This window comes from Rhizobium sp. WYCCWR 11146 (assembly GCF_013591995.1).
GTDB lineage: Bacteria > Pseudomonadota > Alphaproteobacteria > Rhizobiales > Rhizobiaceae > Rhizobium > Rhizobium indicum.
Genome location: NZ_JACCEY010000031.1, coordinates 105,722 through 124,395, shown reverse-complemented (window position 1 = coordinate 124,395; position 18,674 = coordinate 105,722). Strand labels below are relative to the sequence as shown.

Here is an 18,674-nt window from a genome sequence, read left to right as displayed (position 1 = left end):
AAACAGGTGCCAACCCTATCCGCGCGCCGCTATAGATGACAACAGCATTTGAGGAAGAGCAAAGCGTCGCCCACAGGACGTTGGAGGATTTATGCCCGATATCGATAAGAAGGACCGGCCGGTGACCTCGGTTACCGACCAGGAGGCGCTCGATTTTCACGCAATGGGCCGGCCCGGCAAGCTGGAGATCAACCCGACCAAGCCGATGGCGACGCAGCGTGACCTCTCGCTTGCCTATTCACCGGGCGTTGCCGTGCCCGTGAAGGCAATCGCCGCCGATCCGCAGACCGCCTATGATTACACGGCGCGCGGCAATATGGTCGCCGTCATTTCCAACGGCACGGCAATCCTCGGCCTCGGCAATCTCGGCGCGCTGGCATCCAAGCCCGTCATGGAAGGCAAGGCGGTGCTGTTCAAACGCTTCGCCGATGTCGATTCCATCGACCTCGAGATCGATACGGAAAATGTCGACGAGTTCATCAACTGCGTACGCTTCCTTGGTCCTTCCTTCGGCGGCATCAACCTCGAGGATATCAAGGCGCCGGATTGTTTCGTCATCGAAAGCCGGCTGCGCGAGCTGATGGACATTCCGGTGTTCCATGACGACCAGCATGGAACGGCGATCATCGCCGCCGCCGGCCTGATCAATGCGCTGGAGCTGACCGGCCGCGACCTGAAAACGACGAAGCTCGTCTGCAACGGTGCGGGTGCTGCGGCGATCGCCTGCGTCGAACTCATCAAGGCGATGGGTTTTGCGCCTGAGAACGTCATCCTCTGCGACACCAAGGGCGTCATCTACCAGGGCCGCACCGAGGGCATGAACCAGTGGAAATCGGCGCATGCGGCAAAGACCGACACGCGCACGCTGGAAGAGGCGATGAAGGGCGCGGACGTCGTTTTCGGCCTGTCGCAGAAGGGCGCGTTTTCGGCCAAGATGATCCGCTCGATGGCGGAGCGGCCGATCATCTTCGCCATGGCCAATCCCGATCCCGAAATCACGCCGGAAGAAGTGGCCCGCATCCGCGACGACGCCATCATGGCGACCGGCCGTTCGGACTATCCGAACCAGGTCAACAACGTCCTCGGCTTTCCCTATATCTTCCGCGGCGCTCTCGATGTCCGTGCCTCCACAATCAACGACGCGATGAAAATCGCCGCCGTCAACGCGCTGGCAAACCTGGCCCGCGAGGACGTGCCGGATGACGTGGTCGCCGCCTATCAGGGCAACCGGCCGCGTTTCGGATCGCAATACATCATCCCCGTTCCCTTCGATCCCAGGCTGATCTCGGCGATCCCCGTCGCGGTCGCGCAGGCCGCGATCGAAAGCGGCGTCGCCCGCAAGGTCATCACCGACATGCCCGGCTATGCCCGCGAGCTTTCGGCGCGCCGCGATCCGATCGCCTCGACGCTCGCCAGGCTCTACGAGCGTGTCCGTCGGCATCCGAAGCGGATCGTCTTTGCCGAGGCCGAGGAAGAACAGGTCCTGCGCGCCGCACTGTCCTACGCCAACCAGCAGCTCGGCACCGCCATCCTGCTCGGCCGCGAGGACCTGATCAGGGCGACGGCCGAACGCGCCGGCATCGATCTCAACCGGCCCGGCCTCGAAATCGTCAATGCCCGTATTTCGACGCGGGTCGAGGCCTATATCGACTATCTCTATGCCCGGCTGCAGCGGCACGGTTATCTCCACCGCGACGCCCAGCGGCTGATCCACAACGACCGCAACCACTTCGCTGCCACCATGGTGGCGCTCGGCGACGCCGACGGCATGGTGACGGGCATCACCCGAAACTATTCGACGGCGCTCGACGATGTGCGCCGCTGCATCGACGAGAAGCCGGGCCACCGCGTCATCGGCGTGTCCCTGGCGCTCTGCCGCGGCCGCACCGTCTTCGTTGCCGATACGGCGGTTCACGACATGCCGACGGCCGAGCAGCTTGCCGACATCGCCGAGGAGGCCGCCGGTCTCGCAAGGCGCATGGGTTATCCGCCGCGTGTCGCCATGCTTGCCTATTCCACCTTCGGCCATCCCTCGGGCGAACGCTCCGAGCGGGTGCGCGAGGCGGTAAAGATCCTCGACAAGCGCCGCGTCGATTTCGAATATGACGGCGAGATGGCGGCCGATGTCGCTCTGAACCGCAAGGTGATGGAGCAATATCCCTTCTGCCGCCTCTCCGGCCCGGCCAACGTCCTCGTCATGCCGGCTTTCCACTCGGCCTCGATCTCGACCAAGATGCTGCAGGAGCTCGGCGGCTCCACGGTGATCGGCCCGATCCTCGTCGGCCTCGACAAGCCGGTGCAGATCACTTCGATGGGCGCCAAGGATTCCGACATCGTCAACATGGCGGCGATCGCCGCCTATAGCGGCTCGTAAACCGCGTCCCGCCCACATAGGGACATTCGGTGCCCCGGCCGACAGCGCGTCGGCCGGGCTCGATTATATGGATGGTTCTTACCCGGCTTCAAACAAGCGAAAATTGGCGCTTGAGCGTTTCGGGTTTTAACGGACACATATCCTGCATTCCGGAAATGACCGCAGTCGGATGAGTCGAGGGTCACGGCAGGGGCCATCGCTAGGCAGAGTAGTCGGTGATGTCCACCACTCCAGCGTCGGCGAAAGCCTGCTTTCGTTCTGTGCATTGGGCGCAAACACCACAGTGCTTGCTGCTTTGGATGGCGGCCGAGCAACTCCAGGTTCGATCGAATGGAACACCGAGTTTCGCCCCGAGCTTAATCACATCTTTCTTGGGCATGTTCACTAGGGGGGACAGAATTGTGGGTGGTGGGGCAAGCGGATTAAGCTTGCCAATGAATTGTTCGAAAAGATCTAGGGCGTTTCTCAAATCTGGACGCCGCGCGGCTTGTTCCGAAATCAAGCCAAGGGCGAAAGCTTCATTTCCCGTGATTTGTGTGAAGTACGCTGCAACACTTATCAGGGTGTGGAACCCGGAAATCGCGTTCTCATTGTTGAGCTCCTCCGCCTTCATGTCCGCTTCGTCTGACGCGATCTGGATGGGGTCCACATAGCCGACCTGCATCGAGGTAATTCCGGACAGATCAACGATTTCTAGCGGCAAGTGAAAGATTTGGCTCGCCCATTTCGCAAAAGCCAACTCGTGTTGTGAACTTGGCTTGTTGTAGTAACCATGAAATAGGGTGACTTGCTTACCAGCGTCAACCGCCGAGTAGAGCAACACCGACGAGTCGATGCCGCCGGATAAAATAACTACGAGCTTATCCTGATTTCCAAGATTTATCATTCTCCCCTCCATGTCGAATAGCACATGAATTAACTACTGTAATTCTCATTTAGCAGGCATTAAAATTGATAATTATAAGCCTCTTTTCAAGAGAAATACTCAATAAATAAAGTAATTGTAGTCTAGGTGCCGGATAAATCATAATTGAATGCCACTTCTTGCACTCCGTTTCTCTCGGTGGCCGTCGCGGTGAACGCGCACATCGCCTCTGCCACTATCTGCCAGTTCGGGGAAAGCGTGACATCGGCCGATTTTATGACGGAATGAAGCGTTATGGAGTTGTCATTCGGCAAAGAATTGCAGGAGGCCCCTGCGTAAATCTCGATAGCCAAACCTATCTGTACAAAGGGTTCGGGTACGTCAACTCCGAGATAGGTGCCGTCTATACCCTGCAGGTTGCTTGAATAAAAGTATGTTCGAACGCCGCCAACATCTCTGGCGTCCTCAAGCTTGATGACGGCGTTCAACTGATCACCTACGTTCACGTCCCGCCGTGATGAATAAGCCCCCACGTCCAAGCCGGTTTCAGCTGTCCCTCGAACATAATAGGTTTGTACCGTCCACGAATTGGAACCGCCCGTCGCCGACGGCCCCCATTGCAGCACAGGCTGCAAGACCGCGATGTGCTTTGACGTTCGCGATGGTTGCACGCCGGGGAAAAGAAAAATCGTCTGACCCTCGCTCTTGAGGGGCGCTGGGGGCACGGCGAAGGTCGTTTGGAAGAAATCAAAAGGAGGAGTTCCTGTCCCATCCTCGGGCAGTTCACAGGTGGCCCTGCCAATGTATCCGTGGAGAAGTGGCGGCTGTTGGTCGAGTGGTTTCCTCTCGGCTTGAGCTCGCTTAAGCGAACGAAATCTGGTCTCAATCAACGACATTGGCCGTCCCCGTTCTTTCAATCTCGTGACCGTGTTGCGATTTCAACAAGAAGAATTAGTTGCTAATAAGTATAAAATACAACTTTAGATAAAATGGCAACCTCAATCTTTGGGCGGTCATAGTTGATGCTCCGGGCTGGCGATTCCGAATTAACGAAGGACACCATGGCGGTCTTCGGCTTGGGCTATTGATCTTTGATGTGCTCCGGAAACTCCATAGCGTGTGCATAAAATGAATCGGGGAAACGAAGGAAGCCGCCTCAACAACCCGTGCCAAGAAGCAAAGATTTCTGCGTTAATAGAACGCCGGCGAAATTCTATCGCGACTTCGAAGCTGACTGCGGATTGCAACTGATTCGTCCGCTCTTTCGATCCTTGCCGAATCCGTCATCATAAACTAAGTTGATTGAACTAAGTTTATGGATGCCGAAGCGAGATGCGAATCATCAACATCCATGAGGCAAAGACTCATCTGTCGCGGCTCGTCGAAAACGCCGCGAACGGTGAGGTCTTCGTGATCGCCAAGGCCGGCAAGCCGCTGGTCAAGGTGGTGCCGCTCGATGCCGGCGGTGCGCAGCAGATCCGCCGTGTCGGTTTCCTGAAGGGGCGGATCTCCGTGCCGGATGATTTCGACAGCATGGATCTGCAGGACGTCGCAAGGTTTTCAGAGCCGCGATGAAGCTCATTCTCGACACGCTGCTGCTGATCTGGCTTGCGGAGGATTCGCCGAAACTGCCGACTGCTGCGAAGGAACTGGTCGCCGATCCGCTCAACCAGCTGTTCTTCAGCCCCGCAAGCTTTGGCGAACTCAGCGCCAAGCACGCCGTCGGCCGCGACGATTTCAATCTCGATCCGCTGCTCTTCTACCGTGCCCTCATCGACAACGACTATTGCGAATTGCCGATCACCGTCATGCATACGCTGGCGGTGCATCGGTTGCCGGCAATCCACGCCGACCCCTTCGACAGGATCCTGGTCGCACAGTCGATCGTCGAAGGCATTCAGCTGCTGACGACGGATGAGACCGTTGCGCTCTATCCCGGTCCGATCCGCCTTTTCCGCTAAGCATGTCGCGCAAAACTGCGCAGCGATTTTGCGATCACGGCATGCGAAAAACCAAAGACCTAAAGCGTGGCAAGCGAATCTGAAAGATCGCGACGCGCTTTAGGGGGATGATAGGTCGGCAGCTTCGAGGACATGGTTGAAGGGGCGCTGTTCATCCGATAAGTCATACTTTTGATTCAATAAGCTTATACGCGCGGCATAGATTTAATATTTCATCTGCCGTTTGGTTTCCCATGCCAGAAAATGCATCCCCCAATTTCACCGCCCGATTTCAGGGAGCAACTTTCGACGATATGGTCGCGGCTCTGACCAAGGGGTTTGGTTCGTTCGACGCATGGCGCGATGGTCGAGAGAAGCCACTCGACTGGAAGGTCGGGTTTTGGGGTGATGAAAGGCTGTCGCTGGTCAGCAACCAGGATTCCGGCGGCTGGAGTGCAAGAACGGCACATGGAACGCCGGAAACTCTGGCAATCATCGTTCCACGCAGGGGTGCTCTCGATGTAGCGCTTGGTCGGACTGTGATCGAGGGGACACCTGGGCGGCTGTTGTTCACGAACAATCTTGAGCCGGAACGGATTTTCGTACGGGCAGCGCCGCACCGGTCGGACACACTGAGTCTCAGCTGGACAATCATAGCTCAGACCGTCGCCGCCGTATTGGAGACCCCCCTGATCGGGGCAATGGACTTGGCACCGGTCATTGATCTCTCCACGGCGGCGGGCCAGTTGATCGGCAGCCTCGCCCAAACGATCATCATCGGCATGCGCAACAATGGGCCCCTATTGCACTCGCCAATCGCCATGTTGAACCTCACCCAAGCGTTTGCCGATCTGCTGGTGCGCTCGGTTCCTCATAGGCTCTCGCATCTTCTTGACAAGAAAATCCATCTGATCGCACCGTGGCACGTCCGTCGGGCAATTGAATTTATGCATGCGAACATCGCACAGCCGTTGACGATGCAGAGTGTCGCGGAGGCGGCAGGCATTTCCATTCGTGCTCTTGAAGTCGGTTTTCGGGCCTTCAAGGGAACCACACCAGCTGCCTACCTCAGGACGATCCGGTTGCAAGCGGTCCGGGAGGATCTGCGCGATCCTTCAAACCGGCAGCCGTTGCGGGACATCTGCTTGAAGTGGGGGTTCTTTCACTTTGGCCGTTTTGCGGCAACCTATCGGACGGCGTATGGAGAGAACCCGTCGGACACCAGAAGGCGATCCTATCAGTAAGGGCACGCCATCGGAGAGGCTAGAATTGGCTTTTCACAGGCAGATGATCGTCTGCGCAGACTAAATTAGCTCGCGAAGCGGCCGGCGTCGGCGCCGTAATAATTCAGATAGCGGTCCGAAATGCTGGAGATCGGCAGCACGATCAGCACGTCGGTCGTGTTGAAGGCATGATCGACGACCGCATGGGAGCCGACCATCGCACCGAGGCGCAGATAGCCCTTGATCAGCGGCGGCAGGGCCATCAGCGCCCGCTTCGGGTTGATGGCCTCGACCGGCATCAGGTCCATGTTGCGGGCCAGATGCGGCAGGGCGCCGACGGCCCATTCGTTCTTCGCCAGCACATTGTGGTAGAGGAAGGACAGCGCCAGCGCGTGGCTTTCGAGATAGACGCCGGGGAAAGAGGCGCAGCCGAACATGGCGCTAACGCCATGCTTCAGCGCGTAGGCCCAGTTGCCCTGCCACAGCAGCTCGACGGTGCGCTTGGTGCGGTATTCCGGCAGCACGCAGGAGCGGCCGAGCTCCATGAAGCGCTTGTCCGGATGTTTGGCGATAAGGCCCTCGATTTCGAATTCGGAAGCCGAGTAAAAACCGCCATTGGCGATAGCGACATCCTGACGCAGCAGACGATAGGTGCCGACGATCTGGTCTTCCGGGTCGCCCTCGATCGAGCGGTCGAGAACGAGAAGATGATCGCAGACGGCGTCATAGGCGTCGACATCGCGCTGGCGGCGCATGGCGTCCAGCGGCAGCTGCGCCTTCATTTCGTCGACGAAGACGCGGTAGCGCACGGCCTGGGCGGCATCGATCTCGCGTGCCGTGCGGGCAAGGCGGGTCTCCAGATTGCCGATGCGGCCGAGGATATCGCCGTCCTTCTGCACGGCAGCCGTCGAGGGCCGTGCAGCCTCCGCCGTGGTGTCACGATTCAGGATGTCGATGGCGGACATGACGATTCTCCCGTTGCCGGCTTATCGACGCCATAAAACACTTCTCTACGACAGGAAAGTGACATTTTGAATTTCCAGGCGCAAGAAGCGTGCCGGTTTCTGAGGCGCTCACCGTGCCTCTGCCCGCCGGGCCGAAAGGGCGGCGACCGCCTGAACTTCGGTCAGCAGCCGCACCGGATCGACCGGCTTTATCATGACGCGGTTGGCGCCGTTGAGCAAGACTTGGCGGCGCGATTCGTCGCTCTTGTCGGCAGTCAGCACGATCACCGGCACCGAGGCGAGATCGAGCCGCCGCTCGTGGCCGCGCAGGCGTCCCAGCATGTCGATGCCGTTGCCGCCGGGCATCGAGAGGTCGCTGATGATGATATCGGGCCGATCATTCGCCTCGCAGAGCGCGTAGTCGAGCAGGGTCTCGAAATCCTCGACATGGCGCACCTTATGTCCGCCCTTTTCCAGAACGACACGCACCAGCATAGCATTGATCGGATCGTCTTCGCCGAGCAGGATGCTGAGCCCGCTGGCGGCAACCAGCGTCTCCGCCACCGAAAGGCCGAAGCCCGGCTGGTTGTCGTTCAGCGCGTCGCGTTTCTCCATGCCGCGCATGCGCCCGCGCAGCACGTCGATCAGCGACTGTTCACGCAGCGGCCGGATCAGCCAGGCATCGAAGAGGTCGAGCGGATGGGCGCTGCGCTCTTCCGGATTGACGAGCAGCACCTTGCGCAGGCCAAGTGCGGCGATTTCGGTGCGATCGGCAAGATGGGCAGAAAATTCCGCCGACATGCGATGGTCGATGATGATGTCGGTCGGCCGCCGTCCGCCCTTTGCCAGCTCGAGCAGTGTTGCCCGCGCCGTCTCGCCGTCGCCGACGAGATGGCAGAGGCCGCCGAGCGCAGTGATCGTTTCGGCGATGGCAGTGCGCGCCGCACCTGCCGGCGCCAGCAGCACGACGCTGTTACCGGCAAGCAGCGTGTTTCGCCGGTCGGGGCGCTCGCTGGTGATATCGACAGGGAAGCGGATGGTGAATTCGCTGCCTCTGCCCTTTTCGCTGGCAACCGTCAGCGCGCCGTTGAATTCGCGCATGATGCGGGCGGAGATGGCAAGGCCGAGCCCGGTCCCGCTGCTCTTGTCGGCAACGCTCCCGCCCTGCTCGAACTCGCCGAAGACGCGCGCCTGCTCCTCCGCCGTCATGCCGGGACCGCTGTCGGTCACGGTGATCGAGAGGTCGTCGCCGTCAAGCGACACGCGGATGAAGACGCCGCCGACCTGGGTGAACTTTACGGCGTTGCCAATAACGTTGAACAGAACCTGGCGCAGCCGCGCCGGGTCGAAGCTCATATTTTCGGGCACGTCGGATGATACGGTGGCGCCGATCTCGATACCCTTTTCATGCGCCCGGTGGGCAAGCATCTCGACGACGCTTTCCAGAAGCTTGCGCAGCGATTCCGAGCGCGGATGCAGCGCGAAGCGGCCGACCTCGATGGTGGAGAAATCGAGGAGATCCTCGACGAGCTGCGTCAATGCATGACCGGACTGGCGGATGCTCGCGAGATAGTTCTGCTGTTCCTGCGTCAGCCGCGTCTCGGCGATCAGATGCGTCATGCCGAGGATGCCGGACAGCGGCGTGCGCACCTCGTGGCTGACGGTGGCAAGCAGCCTCGATTTGGCGGCGCTGTTATATTCGGCCTTCTGGCGGGCCTCCTCGCGGCCCTGCGCGATGAGCCGCTCGTCGGTCACGTCGCGGGCAACGCTCTGCAGCAGCAGACGGCCGTTCGCCGGGTCACGGGTGACGACATCGCGCCAGAGGAAGATGCGCTGGCCCTCCGGTGTCGAGATCTCGACATCGTAGCAATGCGGTATCGGACCGGGGCGGAAGGCAAGCCCGATCTCCTCGCAGCTGCGTCCTTCCGGACGCAACCGCCCGGTCAGGCGGCGAAATGTGTCGTTGGCGGAGATGATGCGCCGGTCCATGGTGCGGCTGACCGTGATGTCGCCGAGCACGTCGTGCACGTCGGCGAACAGCTTTGCGCCGGCGTTCCAATCCGGCACGGGTTGACCGGGGCGCTGCCCGGCCTTGCGCGAGCGAACCATCAGCAGGGCATAACTGGCGATGACGGCCAGACCAAGAACGACGAGACCACCCGAAAGCAGCAGTGGATCGCCGGCATGGGCAAGCAGCATCAGGATCGTTGCGGCCAGAAGGCCGGCGCCGCCAAGCCAGTAAAACAGCAGGCGCCGTGTCGGTGCAGGCCCGCCCTGGCGGTCATCGGCGCCCCCGGGTGCCGCCGCGTTCGGTCGTGAGAAGACCGTCTCCATCCGCTTTTCATGCGGCTTGGCGGCGGGTCCACCGAAGGCGGCGGACAATCTTTCCTGCAACTGTCCCAGGTTCTGCATGCTATCTGGCTAACATGAGGCCCGTTCCGAATGCCTTCAGGATTTCGATAAGATTTTAGCGGCCTGCCTTTTTTGGCAACAGCAGCTCGTCGAGAATGACGCAGCCGGCCCCGATGGTGATGAAACTGTCGGCGAGATTGAAGACCGCGAAGGACCAGCTCTCGGTGTAGAAAAGAATGTAATCGATCACATGCCCATAGGCGAAGCGGTCGACGAGATTGCCGATCGCGCCGGCGATGATCAGCGCATAACCGAGATGGGCGATCCAGCGATCCTTCGCCGTGCGGTACCACAGCCAGATGACGAAGGCGACGATGACGAGCCGCATGCCGACGATGAACCAGCCGTCCATGCCTGATAGCATCGAAAAGGCGACGCCGAGATTGTAGGTGCGGTAGAGCGCCAGCATCGGAATGACCGGCACCGCCTCCTGCAGCGGCAGGTAATGATCAACGGCGATCTTGACGGCCTGGTCGATGAGAACGGCGACGACGATGAAGAAGAGGATCGGTGCCGGGCGCGAAAACAGCGCCGGGCGTGCATGCGTCTGTTCGGTCATTTGCCCTCGGCAAGTGAGAGGAGATGGCGGCGTGCCTCGAAAAGCATGACGGCGGTGGCGACGGCGAGGTTCAGGGAATCGGCGCGGCCCTGCTGCGGGATGCGGGCAAGCGCATCGGCCTCCCTGGCGAGTTGCTCCGGCAGGCCGGATTGTTCGTTGCCCATCAACAGAACGACGGGCTTTTTCCGGTAGTCGATCGTCCGGTAATCGACCGCCCCGGCAAGATGCGTCGCGACGACGGAAACGCCGGCCGATTTCCGCCAGGCGATGAATTCCTCAGGCGTCGCCCGCGCGACCGGAACGGCAAAGACCGAGCCCATGGTGGCGCGTACCGTTTCGAGCGAGAAGGGATCTGTCGTCTCGCCGAGAAGTATGATGCCGGAAGCCCCAGCGGCATCGGCCGTGCGGATGATGGTGCCGAGATTGCCGGGGTCCCGCACCCGGTCAAGCGCCACCCAGGTCTCGCCATCCCTTGGCCGGATATCCCGGAGCGGCTTCCAGCGCTGCTCGAAGATGCCGACGACCATCTGCGGATTGTCGCGGCGGGTGATCGAGGCGATCACCTTTTCGCTGACCTCGAGCACCAGCCCGCCCGAAGCGACGGTCCTTGCCGCCATCTGCTCGACAAGCGGCTTGCCCTTGGCAGCCTTGGCATAGACCAGCGTGCGGATTGCCCAGCCGAGTTCGATCGCGTCGATGACGAGCTTCAGTCCTTCGGCGAGGAACGTCCCGCTTTCCTCGCGCGACTTCTTGTTCGTCAGCGCCTTGATGTCCTTGATGATCGGATTGGCGAGCGAAGTGACTTCCTTCACCTGTCCGACCCTGCGCGGTCCCTGATCGTGGAAGTCCTTGCTCATTTCGGCACCCAGCGGGAAAAGAGGGAGGTGGAAAGCGCGCGGCCCTGCGTCTTGCCGTCGGTGCCGGCTTCGCGAATCACCAGCTCGCCGGATTCGACCACGCCGCCGGCGCCCCGCATCGTCTCGCGCATCAATTCGTGGATCGAATAGAAGCTGGCGCGGATCGAATAGGCCGTCAGCACCAGGCCCACTGCCTTCGGCGACAGGATCTCGCGGCAGACATCGAGCATCAGGGGCAGATGCTCGAAGAGATGCCAGACTTCGCCATTGGGGCCACGGCCGAATTTCGGCGGATCTGTAAGGATGATATCGTACTGGCTGCCGCGGCGTTCCTCGCGCAGGATGAATTTCATCGCATCCTCGCAGATCCAGCGGATCGGCAGCTTCTCCATGCGCCCGAGCGCCTGGTTTTCCCGCGCCCAGCCGATCGCCTTCTTCGAGGCATCGACATGGGTGACCTCGGCGCCGGCTGCGGCGGCAACCAGCGAAGCGACGCCGGTATAACCGAAGAGGTTCAGCACTTTCAGCGGCCGGCCGGCCTTTTCGACCTGCTCTTTCATCCAGCTCCAGTGGACGATCTGCTCGGGGAAGACGCCGACATGGCGGAAGGAGGTGAAGCGGCCAAGGAAATCGACGCCGAGCAGGTTGAGCGGCCAGGTCTCGCCGAGCGCCTCCTTCGGGAAACGCCAGCGGCCGGTGCCTTCCTCGTCGGTGTCGCCGGTGAAGGCAGCATCGACCTTTTCCCAGATATGGGCGGGCAGAGAAGGCCGCCACAGCGCCTGGGCTTCCGGGCGGATGATGCGATAAGGGCCGTATTGCTCGAGCTTTTCGCCGTTGCCGCTGTCGATCAGATGGAAGTCACCGGCGCCAACCGATTCGAGGATGACGGGCACGCGCTCGGTCGGACGCTCGCCGCTGCGTGTCATCAGAGGACGCACGACGGCGGCAGGCACGGCAGCCTCGCGCACTGCCTCACGGGTTGCCGCGGGCCGCGCGACCGGCTTCGGCGGCCGGCCTGCCCGATCGTCCCTGCGGCTTTCACCGGAAGGACCTGATGTTTTCTTCTGGCCCGGCCGGCCTTCTCTCTGTTTCAACGTGCTCTTCCGCGTCTCTGTCGGGGTGTCTTATCGGCTTTGCGTCGGCTGCAGGCCCACGCGTCTTTTGAAACGCGCAAAGCACACTGCGGCACTTTGAATATGCAGTAGCGCAGAAAAGCGGGGCGGATCAACTGCGCTGCCGGCCAAGCCTGGGCAAGGGGAGGGTTTTCCCGGCGCGGCGCCTACTTCAAGCCCTCGGAGGCCTGTTTGCGAAGCCAGCTTTCCGCCGCATAGAGGGCTGCGACATGCATAGACTGCATGATGACGGCGCCGGACTGCAGCTCGCCGAGGATGGCAGCAAGATCCGCAAACAGCAGCTCGACCTTCTCGCCGGGGTCGAAAGACGGTTCGCCGGCCCGGTTCAGGCCAAGCGCCAGCCAGCTCGTCACCATATTGCTCTGGCTGGCGGCATTCGGATAGGAGGTGAGCAGCTTGACGAAGGTCGAGGCTTCATAGCCGGTCTCTTCCCGGAGTTCGCGCTGGGCCGCCGCCATCGCCGCATCGCCGGTCTTGCTGTCGCCGGGTTCGAGGCTGCCGGCGACCAGACCGAGCACGATCTCGCCGCGGCCATGCCGATATTCCCGTGTCAGCAGCACGCGCCCGTCAGGCATCAAGGGGATGACGTTGATCCAGTCGGGATAATCGAGCACGTGGAAGGGTGCGACGACGGTTCCATCGGCGGTGATGCAATCGTCGCTCCGGACCCGGATCCAGCGATCCTCATAGGTGATGCGGCTTGCCGTCACGCTCCAGGGCTTCAGTTCGTCGTTCATCGGCCCATCCCTCATGTGTCAGATGTATGTCGGATCGCAACCCGGCAGATAACATTCCGTGCCGCCTTGGCAAAGCGCTTTCCCGCTGGGATAAGATGAGCGAATCGAAGTTGGGGCCATCGAATGGATTTCACCGGCGAAGAACGCATCGCCGCGCCGCGGGACGTCGTCTGGGCAGCACTCAACGATCCCGAGATCATGCGCGGCTGCATTCCGGGCTGCCAGAGCATCGAGCGGCTGTCGCCTGATGTCTTCGAGGCGACGATCAAGGTCAGGTTCAGCCTGCTGTCTGCCACCTTCCACGGGCTGCTGACGCTTTCCAATGTCGACGCACCGAAGAGTTACACGCTGTCGGCTGAAGGCAAGGGCGGCCTTGCCGGCTTCGCCAGGGGCAGCGCCGACATCGTGCTTGAGGAAAGGGGCGCCGAGACGATCCTGCACTACCGGTCGAAGGCCGAACTCGGCGGCAGGCTCGCCCAGCTCGGCGCCCGCCTGCTCGATTCGACCTCGCAAAAGCTCGCCGAAGGGTTCTTTTCGGATTTCAATGCCGCCGTCGTCGCGAGGATGGCGGCCGGTTAGGCTTGGCGCGGGCCGGGGGGTGTTTAAATCGACGTCATGACGTGGACCATCAGGCCGCCGCGGGCGGAAGATCAGGACGTGCTCGCGGAGATTTACCTTTCCGTGCGCCGCGAAACATTCGTCTGGGTCGATCCGGGCAAATTCCATCGCGAGGATTTCGCCGCCCATACCAATGGCGAGACGGTCTTCGTCTGCGCGCATGAAAGCGGCAGCGTCGCCGGTTTCCTGTCGCTTTGGCCGGAGGACGACTTCATCCACATGCTCTACCTAAAACCGGAATTCCAAGGTCAGGGTGCAGGCACGGCGCTGCTGCACGCCCTGCCGGAATGGCCGCAACACCGGTATCGGCTGAAATGCCTGGTGAAGAACCGGCGGGCAAAGGCGTTCTACCTCGCCCACGGTTTCCAGGTGACCGGCAACGGCACCTCGCCGGAGGGCGATTATGAGGAACTGAGCTTTTTTCCGGCTTGACGGCAGCCGAGCCCGAGCCAATCGAATATTGACCCGTTTTACCGCGCCGGCAGCTGCCCGGCGATTTCTTCTGCGCGGTTCTTGTGGCGGTCGGCCTCGCTTTGCCAGCGGATGGCTTCCTTGGCCTCGGTGCGGGCGCGCTTGCGATGTTTGCCCTGGCTGAACCAGGTGGCAGCCGCCCCGATCAGCATGCCCGCGATCAGCGCGACGATCAGGAAGACGAAGAAGGGCGCGGAAACCGCAAGCACCTGGTCCTCTGGCCGGAACGGATTGAAGGCGAGCGTGACGCTCTGCCGGTTGGCGACGCAGAAGACGATGAGGATGACGCCGAGCGGCAGCAGAATCAACAGGTTGACGATCTTCTTGGCCATTTGAGGTCTCCACGCGGCAGATTGCGCCGGTCTTTTTGAAGGGCGCGTTTCATGCTTGCAGCGCCGCGCGTCTTTGTAAGACGCGGAAAGCACGATGCGTTACCAGAATAGGAAAACGGCCCTCGAGTTCAAGTGCGGTTTCGCCGCAGGTTGCGGCGGCTCAATCTTCTTCGTCGGACTGGCCGGGATTAAGCCGCTCGCGCAGCTCCTTGCCGGTCTTGAAGAAGGGAACCCACTTCTCCTCGACGAAGACGGTATCGCCGGTCCGCGGGTTGCGGCCGGAGCGCGAAGGGCGGTTCTTGACCGAAAAGGCGCCAAAGCCGCGCAATTCGACTCGGTTACCCGCAGCCAGTGCATCCGTGATCTCGTCGAGAACCGCGTTGACGATATTTTCGACGTCGCGATGATAGAGATGCGGGTTGCGTGCGGCAACAATCTGCACCAATTCGGACTTGATCACTTTCGCCCCCTTAAATTATTGATTTCTTATCAATCGTGGCCAACCTGCCAAACTGAAAGCAGCCCGTCAAGAAGCAACTTTGGGGGCAGGATTCCATTGATATCCTGGGTTTTCATGAGATCATCATAACCGAAGATCGTAATCAACCGAGAAACAGCCCCAGCGAGCAGAAAGGGCGTATTGCTCTTCTTGTCCCAGTCCACCATCGGCAGATCGGCGTTAACGCCGCGTGACGTCAGATAGGCGCGGATCTCGGCCTCGCCGCCGATCGCATCGACGAGTTTCACCTTCAGCGCCTGGCGGCCGGTATAGATCGTGCCGTCGGCCAGTTTCAGCACCTCGTCGCGCGGCAGCTTGCGCCGGTCGGCGACCAGGTCGACGAACCAGTTGTAGCTGTCGACCACCATGTTGCGGATCATCGCCTTGGCGTCCTCGCTCGCCTCGTGGAAGGGTGAGGGCTCGGCCTTCAGCGGCGAGGACTTGATCTCCTGCAGCGAGACGCCGATTTTGTCGAGCAGCGGCTGGATCTGCGGATACTGAAAGATGACGCCGATCGAACCGGTGATCGAGCTGTCGCCGGCAATAATCGTATCGCCGGCGGTGGCGATCATGTAGCCGGCGGAGGCGGCAAGCGTGCGCACGTCGGAGACGACAGGCTTCTTGGCAGATATCGCACGGATCGCCTTGAAGACTTTTTCGCCGCCATAGGTCGTGCCGCCGGGAGAGGAGATCGAAATCACCGCTGCCTTCACCTGGTCGCTGGTCTCGACCTTCTTCAACCGCTCGAGAAGCTCGTCGTCATCGACGATCAGCCCGGATATCGTCACATGGGCGATGTGCGGGCGCTGCGTCCCGGCATCGCCGAGAGCAAAGCGGTAGAAGGCGAAACCAAGTGCCACGATGAGGGCCACCGCGATGAGGCGCCAGAAGCCCAGCTTGCGGCGCAGCCGCCGGCGATCCGCGATGATCGAACTGTCCATAGAAACCTCCAGCGCTGGCACCGGCTTCGGCATGCCGCCGATCGATCCGGTGAAATAGGGTGGCAGCGGCCCGTACGAATGCCACTTTTCAATGTTTTTCCGTTTTGTTGCTTGTTGCAGAAAAAATTCCATATTGGCAAGCCAATGTAATAATGCGAAACGAACTGTGATTGGCGGCCGGCTTTGTTATGAAGGCGCGGCGATCACCGCACATGGACGAGGCCTATGCTCGATACCCTGAAGAACAACGGACATGCCGCCTATTCAGGGTCCGGCAAGAATGCCTATGGCGATGCGTTGTTCCATTCCGCCCGCGTGCGGCGGTTGAAGATATTGCTGCCGGTGGCGGCCCTCATCGTCGCAGCGAGCCTTACCGCGGTGGCGTTGGTCAGCATCTATCTGCCCGAGAACATCAAGATGGAAGGCGCCAAGATCGAGAATGGCAAGGTCGTGATGGAAAAGCCGGCGATATCAGGTCGCAATTCCGACGGCATCAATTATTCGATGCTGGCCGAAAGGGCGCTGCAGGATATCCGCAATCCCGATCTCATCACCCTCGAGACCATCAAGGCCGCCGTGCCGATGAATGACGGTCTGATCGCCCGCGTCGTCGCCTCGACCGCCGATTACAACCGCGCTACCGACAACCTGCATATGACGGCCCCCTTCACCCTGGTGCTGAGCAGCGGCCTCAATGCGAATTTCCAGTCAGCGCAGCTCGACATCAAGGGCGGAAACATGCGCAGCGACGACCCCGTCACCATCACCAAGGACAATGCCTCCATTGTTGCGAAGACGCTTCAGATAACCGATAAGGGGCGGGTGATCACATTCGAGGGGAATGTTCGCATGAATGTCGATCCATCCACCATCCATAAACAGGGCACTTAACCAGCCGGGTCATCCATGACAAAAGATTGTCGCATTTCCACTTGCAAGACAGGCATGGCATTCATTGCCGGTGCATTTGCCCTTATTCTGACGGCCACGGGCGCCGGCGCGCAGGCGACGGCCACGATGCCGGGCATGAAGCTGTCCAACGACCAGCCGATCCAGATCGAAAGCGACAAGCTGGAGATCCACGACCAGGAACACACCGCGCTCTTCACCGGCAACGTCAAGGTCGTCCAGGGGACGACGACGATGCAGTCCGGCAAGATGACCGTCTATTACAAAGACAAGGCGGCGAAGCCGGCGGCTGACGGGACGCAACCGGCGGCCCAACCCGCAGCGCAGCCGGAGCAGTCGGCCTCGCTTGCATCGGGGAGTGCCGATATCGACAAGATCCTGGTGACGGACAAGGTCTTTTTGACCTCGGGCACGCAGACGGCAACCGCCGATGATGGCAATTTCGACATGGCCTCACAGACATTCATCCTCACCGCGGATGAGGGGAATAAAGTTATTCTGTCGGACGGGCCGAACGTTTTTACCGGCTGCAAGCTGACGGTTCACATGCAGACCGGCCAGGCGGAGCTTGAAAGCTGCGGCGGGCGTGTCCAGATTCAGCTCGATCCGAAGTCGAAGCCGAATACACCGCAGCAGAAGCAGAACTGAGAAGCCGGCCTCCCACGTGAAATTAACATCGCTATCCACCATGTTCGGCAAGCCCGGGCCACAAGCTGCGGGCGCCGCCGACAAGAGCCGCTATCAGGGAACGCTTATCGCTCGCGGTCTGACGAAGACCTATGCGACGCGGCGCGTCGTCAACGGCGTCTCGCTGGTGGTGCGCCGTGGCGAGGCCGTCGGCCTGCTCGGCCCGAACGGCGCCGGCAAGACCACCTGTTTTTACATGATCACCGGCCTCGTGCCGGTCGATGAAGGTACGATCGAGATCGACGGCAACGATGTCACGACCATGCCGATGTACCGCCGCTCGCGCCTCGGCGTCGGTTACCTGCCGCAGGAAGCTTCGATCTTCCGGGGGTTGACGGTGGAAGAGAATATCCGCGCCGTCCTCGAAGTGCATGTGAAGGACAAGGCCGAGCGCGAGCAGAAGCTGAACGAGCTGCTGGAGGAATTCCATATCCAGAAGCTGCGCAAAAGTGCCGCCGTCGCCCTGTCCGGCGGTGAGCGCCGCCGCCTCGAAATCGCGCGTGCGCTTGCGACCGACCCGACCTTCATGCTGCTCGACGAGCCCTTCGCCGGCGTCGACCCGATCTCGGTCGCCGACATCCAGAATCTCGTTCACCACCTGACGGCACGCGGCATCGGCGTTCTTATCACCGACCACAATGTGCGCGAGACGCTGGGCCTTATCGACCGCGCCTACATCATCCATGCCGGTGAGGTGCTAACCCATGGCCGGGCGAACGACATCGTCAACAATCCAGAAGTGCGCCGGCTCTACCTCGGCGACAATTTCAGCCTTTGACGCCGGATCCGGATGATTTTAGGCCGGATCGGCAGAAATTCACCGTGCCGTCATAGTTCCGCTTGACCAAATACAATAAAAAAGCAATTTTTGGGCCAACTTGGATTTCCGTGGCCTGAAGCCTTGATCGGACGCGGTTTCCCGGAGGAATCGAGGGGAGTTTCGCGTCCGTCATGGCACTGTCCGCCAATCTTTTCCTGCGCCAGACCCAGTCCCTGGTGATGACACCGCAACTGATGCAATCCATCCAGTTGCTGCAGATGACTCATTTCGAACTCAACCAGTTCATCGCCCTGGAAGTGGAGAAGAACCCGCTGCTCGAATTTCCGTCGAATGACGGTGAGGCGGGCGGCGAACGCGGCGATGCCGAAGATGGAGAGTATGCTCATCAGCCC

20 protein-coding genes and 1 pseudogene are annotated in these 18,674 nt (G+C 60.7%); 10 read left to right on the top strand and 11 right to left on the bottom strand.

The annotated features are described in order from the left end of the window. Positions 1-91 precede the first annotated feature (91 nt). Positions 92-2,374 (top strand): NADP-dependent malic enzyme, encoded by a 2,283-nt coding sequence (locus tag HX899_RS24930; protein ID WP_181293666.1) that lies wholly within the window; start codon positions 92-94, stop codon positions 2,372-2,374. A gap of 199 nt (positions 2,375-2,573) precedes the next feature. Here HX899_RS24930 and HX899_RS24925 read toward each other — a convergent pair whose 3' ends face one another. Beyond that, complete coding sequence (locus tag HX899_RS24925) at positions 2,574-3,260, bottom strand: 7-cyano-7-deazaguanine synthase (protein WP_181293665.1); 687 nt, start codon at positions 3,258-3,260, stop codon at positions 2,574-2,576. A gap of 122 nt (positions 3,261-3,382) precedes the next feature. Continuing rightward, complete coding sequence (locus tag HX899_RS24920; RefSeq protein ID WP_181293664.1) at positions 3,383-4,135, bottom strand: hypothetical protein; 753 nt, start codon at positions 4,133-4,135, stop codon at positions 3,383-3,385. 436 nt (positions 4,136-4,571) lie between these two features. Between HX899_RS24920 and HX899_RS24915 the strand changes: the two genes are divergently transcribed. The 3 genes from HX899_RS24915 (at position 4,572) to HX899_RS24905 (ending at position 6,423) form a co-directional block, all read left to right on the top strand. Next, a complete protein-coding gene (locus HX899_RS24915) occupies positions 4,572-4,814 on the top strand; it encodes a type II toxin-antitoxin system Phd/YefM family antitoxin (RefSeq protein WP_062943825.1) in 243 nt (80 codons plus the stop codon). After that, positions 4,811-5,200, top strand: a complete 390-nt coding sequence (locus tag HX899_RS24910; protein ID WP_181293663.1) for a type II toxin-antitoxin system VapC family toxin — start codon at positions 4,811-4,813, stop codon at positions 5,198-5,200. Before HX899_RS24915 ends, HX899_RS24910 begins: the two co-directional genes overlap by 4 nt. Before the next feature lie 233 nt (positions 5,201-5,433). Continuing rightward, positions 5,434-6,423: an AraC family transcriptional regulator gene (locus HX899_RS24905; RefSeq protein WP_181293662.1), complete on the top strand. Its 990-nt coding sequence runs from the start codon at positions 5,434-5,436 to the stop codon at positions 6,421-6,423. Positions 6,424-6,488: 65 nt separating this feature from the next. On the opposite strand, the gene HX899_RS24900 is transcribed toward HX899_RS24905, so the two are convergent. The 6 genes from HX899_RS24900 to HX899_RS24875 form a co-directional block, all read right to left on the bottom strand. Further along, entirely contained in the window at positions 6,489-7,367 is an 879-nt protein-coding gene (locus tag HX899_RS24900) for a GNAT family N-acetyltransferase (protein WP_017958720.1), read from the bottom strand. A 108-nt stretch (positions 7,368-7,475) separates the two neighbouring features. Then, the gene (locus HX899_RS24895) at positions 7,476-9,758 is read right to left on the bottom strand and encodes an ATP-binding protein (protein ID WP_181293661.1); all 2,283 of its coding nucleotides are present in this window, start codon (positions 9,756-9,758) and stop codon (positions 7,476-7,478) included. 55 nt (positions 9,759-9,813) lie between these two features. Continuing rightward, positions 9,814-10,317, bottom strand: coding sequence for a signal peptidase II (gene lspA / locus HX899_RS24890; protein WP_181293660.1), 504 nt, complete (start codon positions 10,315-10,317; stop codon positions 9,814-9,816). Continuing rightward, positions 10,314-11,174, bottom strand: a complete 861-nt coding sequence (locus tag HX899_RS24885) for an RNA methyltransferase (RefSeq protein ID WP_181293659.1) — start codon at positions 11,172-11,174, stop codon at positions 10,314-10,316. Before HX899_RS24885 ends, lspA begins: the two co-directional genes overlap by 4 nt. Then, positions 11,171-12,268, bottom strand: coding sequence for a class I SAM-dependent methyltransferase (locus HX899_RS24880; RefSeq protein ID WP_181293658.1), 1,098 nt, complete (start codon positions 12,266-12,268; stop codon positions 11,171-11,173). Before HX899_RS24880 ends, HX899_RS24885 begins: the two co-directional genes overlap by 4 nt. A gap of 185 nt (positions 12,269-12,453) precedes the next feature. Then, positions 12,454-13,044, bottom strand: a complete 591-nt coding sequence (locus tag HX899_RS24875; protein ID WP_181293657.1) for an NUDIX hydrolase — start codon at positions 13,042-13,044, stop codon at positions 12,454-12,456. A gap of 123 nt (positions 13,045-13,167) precedes the next feature. Between HX899_RS24875 and HX899_RS24870 the strand changes: the two genes are divergently transcribed. Both HX899_RS24870 and HX899_RS24865 read left to right on the top strand, forming a co-directional pair. Beyond that, entirely contained in the window at positions 13,168-13,623 is a 456-nt protein-coding gene (locus HX899_RS24870) for a carbon monoxide dehydrogenase subunit G (RefSeq protein ID WP_181293656.1), read from the top strand. A 36-nt stretch (positions 13,624-13,659) separates the two neighbouring features. Next, positions 13,660-14,094, top strand: a complete 435-nt coding sequence (locus tag HX899_RS24865; RefSeq protein ID WP_181293655.1) for a GNAT family N-acetyltransferase — start codon at positions 13,660-13,662, stop codon at positions 14,092-14,094. Positions 14,095-14,132: 38 nt separating this feature from the next. Here HX899_RS24865 and HX899_RS24860 read toward each other — a convergent pair whose 3' ends face one another. The 3 genes from HX899_RS24860 to sppA form a co-directional block, all read right to left on the bottom strand. Further along, a complete protein-coding gene (locus HX899_RS24860) occupies positions 14,133-14,465 on the bottom strand; it encodes a LapA family protein (protein WP_181293654.1) in 333 nt (110 codons plus the stop codon). A gap of 160 nt (positions 14,466-14,625) precedes the next feature. Then, the gene (locus HX899_RS24855) at positions 14,626-14,925 is read right to left on the bottom strand and encodes an integration host factor subunit beta (RefSeq protein WP_062943815.1); all 300 of its coding nucleotides are present in this window, start codon (positions 14,923-14,925) and stop codon (positions 14,626-14,628) included. A 29-nt stretch (positions 14,926-14,954) separates the two neighbouring features. Beyond that, a complete protein-coding gene (sppA, locus tag HX899_RS24850; protein ID WP_181293653.1) occupies positions 14,955-15,905 on the bottom strand; it encodes a signal peptide peptidase SppA in 951 nt (316 codons plus the stop codon). 225 nt (positions 15,906-16,130) lie between these two features. Between sppA and lptC the strand changes: the two genes are divergently transcribed. The 4 genes and pseudogenes from lptC to HX899_RS35235 form a co-directional block, all read left to right on the top strand. Then, complete coding sequence (gene lptC, locus HX899_RS24845; RefSeq protein ID WP_012755803.1) at positions 16,131-16,796, top strand: LPS export ABC transporter periplasmic protein LptC; 666 nt, start codon at positions 16,131-16,133, stop codon at positions 16,794-16,796. 15 nt (positions 16,797-16,811) lie between these two features. Further along, complete coding sequence (locus HX899_RS24840; protein ID WP_181293652.1) at positions 16,812-17,462, top strand: LptA/OstA family protein; 651 nt, start codon at positions 16,812-16,814, stop codon at positions 17,460-17,462. A 40-nt stretch (positions 17,463-17,502) separates the two neighbouring features. Continuing rightward, positions 17,503-18,279, top strand: a complete 777-nt coding sequence (gene lptB, locus HX899_RS24835) for an LPS export ABC transporter ATP-binding protein (RefSeq protein WP_003556077.1) — start codon at positions 17,503-17,505, stop codon at positions 18,277-18,279. Between the two features lie 173 nt (positions 18,280-18,452). Beyond that, positions 18,453-18,674: pseudogene (locus HX899_RS35235) on the top strand (RNA polymerase sigma-54 factor); the annotation flags it as partial.